The organism is bacterium (genome assembly GCA_024228115.1).
In the GTDB taxonomy this organism is placed as follows: Bacteria; Myxococcota_A; UBA9160; order UBA9160; family UBA6930.
Map to the genome: position 1 here is coordinate 1 of JAAETT010000246.1, position 7,879 is coordinate 7,879.

The window sequence follows — 7,879 nt, forward strand, 5'->3', positions numbered from 1 at the left end:
ACCATTGCTGAAGCGTCGCCCGCTGGCTCTTGCTGAGGTGAATCTCGGCTGCGACCCGCATCGTGCCCCTCTGGCCGTTCGCCGCGAGGGTAACGTGGATAGTCCAATAGTGCCCTTTATTTATGAATCATATCACTAGAGGCCCTGGATCGAGAGATCCCTGCGGACATCGACCGGAAAGCCGAAGATGCGGCTGTAGAAGATCAGCTCGGATTCGAGCGCGCTGCAGATGTTCTCCGCAACGCGGAAGCCGTGGCCCTCGCCGGCAAACGTGACGTGGGCGTGAGGGATGCCGCGCGCGGCCAGGGCCGCCACCATGGCCTCGGCCTGGTTCGGTGGCACGATCGGATCCTCGAGGCCCTGCAAGAAGATCGCGGGGCAGGAAAGCCGATCCGTGAAGTGGATCGGCGAACGCTCCCTGTATCGTTCGCGCGCCTCCGGATACGGGCCCACCAGACGATCCAGGTAACGGGATTCGAACTTGTGCGTATCGCGCACCAGAGCCTCGAGATCGCCGATCCCGTAGTGGCTGGCGCCTGCGCCGAATACGTCCCGGAAGGTCAAGGCGCATAACGTCGTATAGCCGCCAGCGCTGCCCCCGGTGATTGCCAGCCGCGCCGCGTCGGCCGCACCCTCCTGGCCAGCGAAGGCCGCGGCCTGGCAGCAATCGTCCACATCAGCCACGCCCCAGGCGCCGCGCAAGGCGTTTCGATACGCCCGCCCATAGCCGGTGCTGCCGGCGTAGTTGACGTCCATCACCGCAAACCCGCGGCTCGTCCAGTACTGGATCCCAAGCCGCAGCGCCGGGCCCGTGGCGGCCGTCGGCCCACCGTGGCTCTTGACCAGGAGCGGCGGCGCCTCACCGGACGGGCCCGAGATTTCGGGATGTGTCGGACGGTACAAGAAGGCGTAGGCGTCCCGTCCGTCGGTGGATGCATAACGCACGGGTTGCGCCACGCTCCACAGCGCTGGGTCGTATTCCGTGGTCTCGAAGGCCGAGACGATCTCTTCGATCTGCCCCGTGTCGAGGTCGAGCCGGCATACCGTCGTCGCACGGGTTGGGCTCGCACCGAGGAAGACCGCGTTGCGTCCCTCGATTCGCAGGCCTTCGAGCTCATTGAAGGGGGTCGCCAACAATGAGGCTGTTCCATTGCTCAGATCGAGGCGCACCAGCTCGTCGCCCTGCTCGCCGCTGCGAATGCACAAGAGCCGATCCTCGCTCTCGAAATCGTAGCTGGAGAGCCCGAACACCCAGAGCGGCCGACCGAACTCTGCTGCCTCAGGGCAAACGGGCAGCGGCCCGCCCTCGCGTAGCTGCTCCAGGTTCCACCAACCCGAGCGATCGCTGATCCATGTGAGCACGCCCGCCGGCGAATAGCGGGGCTGGAAGATCGATTCATCCGGGCCTCCTGCCACACGGCGCGGCTCCCCACGCGGGCCATCGGGCCCGAAGCCCAACACCAGCAGGTCGGTGCCATCCCACGGCATGTTGGGGTGATCCCAGGCGATGCACGCCAGCTGATCGCCTTGGGGCGAGAAGGCCGGCATGGCCACGAAATCCCGGCCTTCGACGAGGACCCGGCGTTCGCCGGACGCGAGGCTGAATGCAACCAACCGATTCTCAGGCTCGTCCCCCTCTCGAGGGAGTTCCTCGACGGCCACCAGGAAGCGACCGTCCGGCGATGCAGCGAGATCGGCGTAGCGCGCTCCGGCCAGGGTCCCGCCGACCGGCGCATCACCGAGGCGTCGGATGCCGTCCTGCCCGACCACGATGTACGCAACGCTCTCTCCGAGCAGGCCGTAATCGCCTCCCCCGTACTCGTGGACCCGCGTCCGCACGTTCTCGGATTCAGGCGTCAGGGGCTCCAGCGATGCATCTGGTCGCGCGCGCATCAGTTGCTGGCGGCCGCCCTCATCCGGTCGCCCTTCCAGCCAGAGGACGTTCCCCTGTTGAAGGCGCGGTTGTCCGAGCCTCTGGGCCGCACGTGCCAATCGGCTGGCGGAGAGCGGAGAATCCCAGGAGCCATGGGGTGCGGTGCGGTTCATGAGCGTCGAGTAATGTACCGATCCATGACGCCGTTCGACGCCAGCCTCTTGATCGGTGGGGGCCTGGTCGCGGGTGTCATCAACACCCTGGCGGGCGGCGGCTCCATGCTCACCGTCCCTTTGCTGGTGATGATCGGCCTGCCAGGCACCCTGGCGAACGGCACCAACCGTGTCGGCATCCTGATCCAGAATGGCGTGGCTTCCTGGGGCTTCTGGGCCCAGGGCGTCGGCGATCTCCGTCGCAGCTTGCCCGTGATCCTCCCGGTGGCCGCAGGTGCGCTGGTCGGAGCCCTCGTGGCATCCCGACTGCCCGACGACGTCTTCGAACGCATCTTCGGCGTCGTCATGCTGCTCCTGCTCATTCCTACCGTGCGAGGGGTCCGCCGCTCCAGCACCGAGCCCGCAACACCTCACCCCGGCTGGCTCCGAACGCTCGTGTTCGTGGCGATCGGCTTGTACGGAGGCGCCTTCCAGGCCGGCGTCGGCCTGTTGTTGGTGGCTGCCCTCTCCTTCGGCGGCATCGATCTGGTGCGCGCGAACAGCATCAAGGTCCTGGTGAACTTCTGCTTCACGCTCTTGGCCGTGCCCATCTTCATTGCGGCCGGCCAGGTCTCGTGGCCGGAAGCGCTCGCCCTGGGCGCCGGTTTCGCAGCCGGCGGTGCCCTGGGCGCCCGGCTCGCCGTCCAGGGTGGAGAACGACTGATCCGTCCCGTTCTGGGTATCGCCATCGTCGCCCTGGCAGGTCGAATGATCGGCCTCTACTAGCCTCCCACGACCCCGCTGCAGAGGAAACCCCATGCCCGTTCGATGCGAAAAGCCCGATGACCATCCGCACGTCGCTCTCGTCACCCTCGACCGGCCTGCCAAGGCGAACAGCCTCGACCCGGAGATGCTCGGTGAGCTGGCGGCCACCTGGCGCGCGCTCGCAGACGACGAAACCATCCGCTGCATCATCCTGACCGGTGGCGGCGATCGGGTCTTCTGCTCGGGCATGGACATGAAGACGACGATCCCCATTTCCCAGGCCCTGGCCCGAGGCGAGCGGATCGACGAGCGCAGTTTCGAGGGCCTGCGCAACGTGCAGCTCGCGCTGCTGGCCGGCTTCGATCTCGGCAAGCCTCTCATCTGTGCGATCAATGGCCATGCGCGCGCTGGAGGATGCGATCTGATGCTCGCGTCGGAGCTTCGCTACAGCGTGCCGGACGCGACCTTCGCGCTGGAAGAGGTGGCACTCGGTCTGTATCCCACGGGCAATGCCACGGTCGCCCTGCCCCGTCAGATCGGTTGGGTGCACGCCCACGACCTGCTCCTGACCGCACGTCCGATCGACGCAGAACGAGCCCTCGAGATCGGCTTGCTCAACGCAGTGGTCCCCGCGGACCAGTTGCTCGCCAAGAGCTTCGAGGCCGCGGACGCCATCGCTGGCAACGCCCCACTTGCGGTGCGTGCAACCCGGGCGGGGGTTCGAGAACTTCTCAGCCTGCCCCTCGAACAGGCCTACGTGCGGCAGGAAGAGCTCGGGCGCCCCTTGCGCAAGACGGAAGATGCCAGGGAAGCACAGCGCGCGTTCGCCGAGAAGCGCAAGCCGGTCTTCCGAGGCTGTTAGGGCCAGGCTGACGATCAGATCACGTCGAGCCGAATACAGAGGGTGTGGTGGCGCGCGTGAGACATGGGCAGCTGGGCGTGTTCTGGATTCGCGCGGGAACTCCCAGGAAGACGCACTTCCCCTAGGCCGATATCAGCCCGCCAGATCGCGATACTCGTCGATTCGTCGTTTGCATGCATCCATCGGCGATGGCTTCCATATCCACCGGTCCGCTTGACTCCATGGGCGTCCGCGTCATAGGATGGCTCCGTTGGGTGAGACCTGGGGAGGGATCATGACTCGTCGAATCGCACCTGTGATGGTGTTTGTTCTCGCACTGGCTCTGCTGTTCGCGTTCTCTTTGCCCGCTTGGGCCATCCCCATGGGCAACTTCTTCGCCGGTCCCCACAGCAACGGAGCCATCCCCCCCGCCACCACCCCGCAGGCGACAGGCAGCGTGACCCTCGGCTCACCGACCTACAGCTACAGCAACACCTTGACCACGCCCTCTGAAGTTACGAGCGACGCGTCATTGAGTGGAACCCTCGCACTGAAGAGTTTTTCGGTCACTGCGGATCTCAGCCAGGCGCGGATAGGGGGATTTCTCGGCACCCTCGACCCGGCTGAGCTCTACATCGGGGCGTCGGTCGGATTCGATTTCGACAACGATGTGCCAACCTTTGCCAGTGTCTCCGGATTGATAACGAGCACGGTGCCCGGCGGCTCAGCCACGCTCAATGGCCTCGTCGCGATCGTGCCGATCGCAGCTGCCGGCTCATCTTCAAGCACGATCGCCGGTCTAAACGCCGGCTTTTGCGCCGCGTTTCCGGCGTTTTGCTTCTCGTTCTCGGCGTCGTCGACGACGAGTGCCATGCAGACCCTCTCGTTTTCTACCCCCACCATCAACATCCCTGCAACCAACGCGCCGCCAATCGGCGGTGGATGGACGGCCGTGCTGGCCGTGGACATGACGGCGTCCAACGACCAGTCTCCCACGCAGATCAGTCTCAGCGACTTCACAGTCTCCATCCACACGGTGCCGGAGCCAGGGTCGGGTCTACTGCTCGCGACTGCACTCGTTGCGCTCACAGTCGTCGGGAGACAATCGCTTCACTGACGGGTCGTTCTTCACCCCGAGCATGGTGGTGGCTGTGGCTACGAAGCTGAGACACGAAGCCCACGAGGCGTGGCCCTTCCACCGTGACTGACGATTTCTATTGCGAAGAGGCCCTCAGCGGTCGTACGCCTATCGACGTCGTCGCGGAGACCGATGACGTGCTGGCCTTCCATCACACGATGCCGTTCTGGCCCGTTCATATTGTCGTCATTCCGAAGGCACATGTTCCGTCTCTCACGAATCTCGGAGAGTTCAACGAAACAACCGTGCACAAGGTTCTCTCCGTCGTTCGTGAAGTCGCCGCAGATGTCGAAGCCGAACACGGTGCCTGCAGGGTCCTCACGAATCTTGGTGGCTACCAAGACTCGAAACACCTGCACTTCCACGTGAATTTCGGTGACCCTCTGAGATGACCCGATCACTCCTCCCTCGATGCCTGCGAGCCGAAGGTACGCACCGAGAGTTGACGATCGAGACGAACCAGCACGGCGCCGTCGCGCCCGGTCCAGTGGAGTGCCGCGCCCTGGCGTTCTACCGCGTCGCGAACCTCAGTGTGGGGAAAGCCGAAACGGGATCTTTCCGGCGCGGAGACGATGGCGATGCGCGGCTCGATCGCTCGGAGCCAAGCGCGGCTCGTCGAGGTGCGGCTGCCGTGGTGTCCCAGCAGCAACACGTCGGCGCGCATATCGGTGTCGTGCGAGAGCAGCACCGCTTCCTGGGCATTCGGTAGATCGCCGGGGAGAAGGACACGTCGGCCGTTCACGTCCACGCGAAGCACCAGAGATCCGGCGTTTCTGCTCGGCGCCGAAGACCCGCGGCTCGGCCACAACACCTTGACCTGCGCCCCTGGAGGGCCGTGCCACGAATCTCCAGCAGCGGCTTCCTCGACCTTCACGCCATGAGACCGGGCCGTCTCTAGCAACCCCTCGAAGGCGGGATCACGGCGTCCTCCCGGAGGCAACCAGAGCTGATCGCTCGGGAGAGTCTCGAGCACTGCAGGTAGCCCGCCGCGGTGATCCAGATCGCCGTGGGTGGCAACGACCAGGTCGAGCCGGCGGACGCCGAGCGCGACCAGCGCCGGAACCACGATGCGACGGCCCCGATCGAAACGGCCGGGCACCGCGGAGCCCCCATCGATCAACAGATTCGACTGGCCGGTCTGCACGAGAATCGCGTCGCCTTGCCCGACATCGAGAGCGACCACGCGGGGCTCGGCGGGCAGGATGCGCGCTGGAGGACCGAGCGAGAGAACGAGGATCACGGCAGCCGACGCCAGCACGCGGATTCTCGTTTCGGGGCGGCGCATCGCAACCAGTCCGATCGCAAACGCGACGCCCACGACAACGCCGGCAGGCCGGACAGGCGGTGCAGCCGGGAGCGCCCGCGCGAGCCCATCGGCGGCGGTCAAGAGGTGCGCAGCGACAACCGCTGCCGCGTCCACGACGGGGCTCGCCGCCGGGCACGGCGCAAGGAGCGCGGCAGCCAAGGCAACTGGAAGCAGAACGAGGCCCACCAACGGAACGGCGATCAGGTTCACGAGCAAGCCGAACCACGCCACCTTGCCCAGGTGCCACGCGGCCAGGGGTGCGGTGGCCAGGATCGCGGTGGACGACGCGTGGAGGAGGCGAACAGCTCGCCCGCGCCAACCGTCGACCGAAGCGCCAGTCGACCGACTGAGGGCAGCTGCGGCGGCGAATGAAAGCTGGGCTCCGGGTGCGAACAGAGCCGCCGGATCGATCCAGAGGAGAAGCGCAGCCGCGCTGATCAAACCGTGGCTACGCGGCATCGGACGACGGCGGAAAGCGGCCATCGAAAGTGCCGCCAGCAGCACCCATGCCCGTTGGACCGGGACCTGGCCTCCGGCCAGTAGCGCATAGCCGGCGGCGACAAGGAGGGCGCCGATCAGGGCAAGCTGTCGTACATCCCAAAGCGGAGCCCGTGGAAGCGCCCGGTGAAGAACAGCGAAGACCAGGCCAGCCACCAGTGCCAGGTGCAAGCCCGACACCGCCAGCAGATGCGCCAACCCGAGCCCCGCGAGGCGGTTTCGAATCGCCGGATCCAACGCGCCCGCCTCGCCGAGGGCGAGCGCTGCAAGAAGGGCCCCGCCCTGCCCTCGGGCCAACAGCGCATCCCCGCTGGCCCGACGCCAACCCGCCAAGGACCCGCGTTCACATCGACCTGCGACAGGTACATGGTAACCGCTCAGCGAACCCCGTCCGGGATCTCGGCGTGCTGAGGCAGTAGCGCGTCGATGTCGGCTGGGGTCTGCGCCTTCGGGAGCTCGGTGAAGAGGTGCAGGAGGTAGGCCCAGGGCTCGGTGCCGTTGGCCTTGGCGGTCTCGATCAGGCTGTAAAGGTTCGCGCTGGCTCGGGCGCCAGCGACCGTATCGGCGAACATCCAGTTCTTGCGGCCGAGCGCGAAGGGGCGAATCGCGTTCTCGACCGCATTGGTATCGAGCGGGACGTGACCGTACTCGAAGATGCGGACGAGCTTTGGCCACTGGCCATCGAGGTAGGCCACCGCCTTGCCGGTCAGACTTTGCGGAACGACAGCGCCGAGTGCACCGTCCAGCCAGGCCCGTAGCTTGTTGACGACGGGCAGCGACCTTTCCTGTCGCCCGCGTAGCCGCTCGTCGGGCGTCGCGTCTGCCAGCGTCCGCTCGATGGCGTAGAGCTTCTGGATGAACCGCAGGCCGGCTTCGGCCTTGCTGTGCTTCGCCGAACGCTTCGCACCTTTCTTTCGCTTCTTCCCATAGCCCTTCAGTGCATCGGTAAATTTTCTCCGCGCATGCGCCCAGCAGCCCACGTGCACGACCCCGGGCTCACGCCCGAGGGCGCCGTAGCCATCGTATCCATCCGTCTGGAGCACACCCTCGTAGCCCTCGAAGATCCGTTTCGGCACCTCGGCCGAGCGGCTCGGGTCGTACTCGTAGAGGACGAGCGGATGATCGGTGGGTCCCCCGCGCTGCACCCACACGTAGGAGAGGCTCTCGGCTGTTGGCGATCACGAGAAACCGTAGAAATCTGATCATCTAGCCGTGGTCGCGCGCGAGTGCTGGTTTCTCGTCAGAACGGCGAATCGGTGTCGGTCGGATCGGTGTCGAGTTCGCGATCGAGAGCCGCGAGGTAGTG

Annotated in this window: 6 protein-coding genes and 1 pseudogene; 4 read left to right on the top strand and 3 right to left on the bottom strand. The window is 65.9% G+C overall.

Annotation, left to right across the window (positions count from 1 at the left end):
* Positions 1–135: 135 nt before the first annotated feature.
* Positions 136–2,046 (bottom strand): S9 family peptidase, encoded by a 1,911-nt coding sequence (locus GY937_11590; GenBank protein ID MCP5057352.1) that lies wholly within the window; start codon positions 2,044–2,046, stop codon positions 136–138.
* Between the two features lie 12 nt (positions 2,047–2,058).
* Between GY937_11590 and GY937_11595 the strand changes: the two genes are divergently transcribed.
* The 4 genes from GY937_11595 to GY937_11610 all read left to right on the top strand — a co-directional run bounded on the left by GY937_11595 (position 2,059) and on the right by GY937_11610 (position 5,161).
* A complete protein-coding gene (locus tag GY937_11595) occupies positions 2,059–2,811 on the top strand; it encodes a sulfite exporter TauE/SafE family protein (protein ID MCP5057353.1) in 753 nt (250 codons plus the stop codon).
* Positions 2,812–2,842: 31 nt separating this feature from the next.
* The gene (locus GY937_11600; protein ID MCP5057354.1) at positions 2,843–3,652 is read left to right on the top strand and encodes a crotonase/enoyl-CoA hydratase family protein; all 810 of its coding nucleotides are present in this window, start codon (positions 2,843–2,845) and stop codon (positions 3,650–3,652) included.
* A gap of 274 nt (positions 3,653–3,926) precedes the next feature.
* Entirely contained in the window at positions 3,927–4,748 is an 822-nt protein-coding gene (locus GY937_11605) for a hypothetical protein (GenBank protein ID MCP5057355.1), read from the top strand.
* An 83-nt stretch (positions 4,749–4,831) separates the two neighbouring features.
* Positions 4,832–5,161: an HIT domain-containing protein gene (locus tag GY937_11610; GenBank protein MCP5057356.1), complete on the top strand. Its 330-nt coding sequence runs from the start codon at positions 4,832–4,834 to the stop codon at positions 5,159–5,161.
* Between the two features lie 5 nt (positions 5,162–5,166).
* Here the strand turns inward: GY937_11610 and GY937_11615 are convergent, their stop codons facing one another.
* Positions 5,167–6,870 carry a DNA internalization-related competence protein ComEC/Rec2 gene (locus tag GY937_11615; protein MCP5057357.1) on the bottom strand — a complete coding sequence of 568 codons (1,704 nt, stop codon included), beginning with the start codon at positions 6,868–6,870 and terminating at the stop codon, positions 5,167–5,169.
* Between the two features lie 80 nt (positions 6,871–6,950).
* A pseudogene (locus GY937_11620) lies at positions 6,951–7,742 on the bottom strand (IS66 family transposase).
* Between the last annotated feature and the right edge of the window lie 137 nt (positions 7,743–7,879).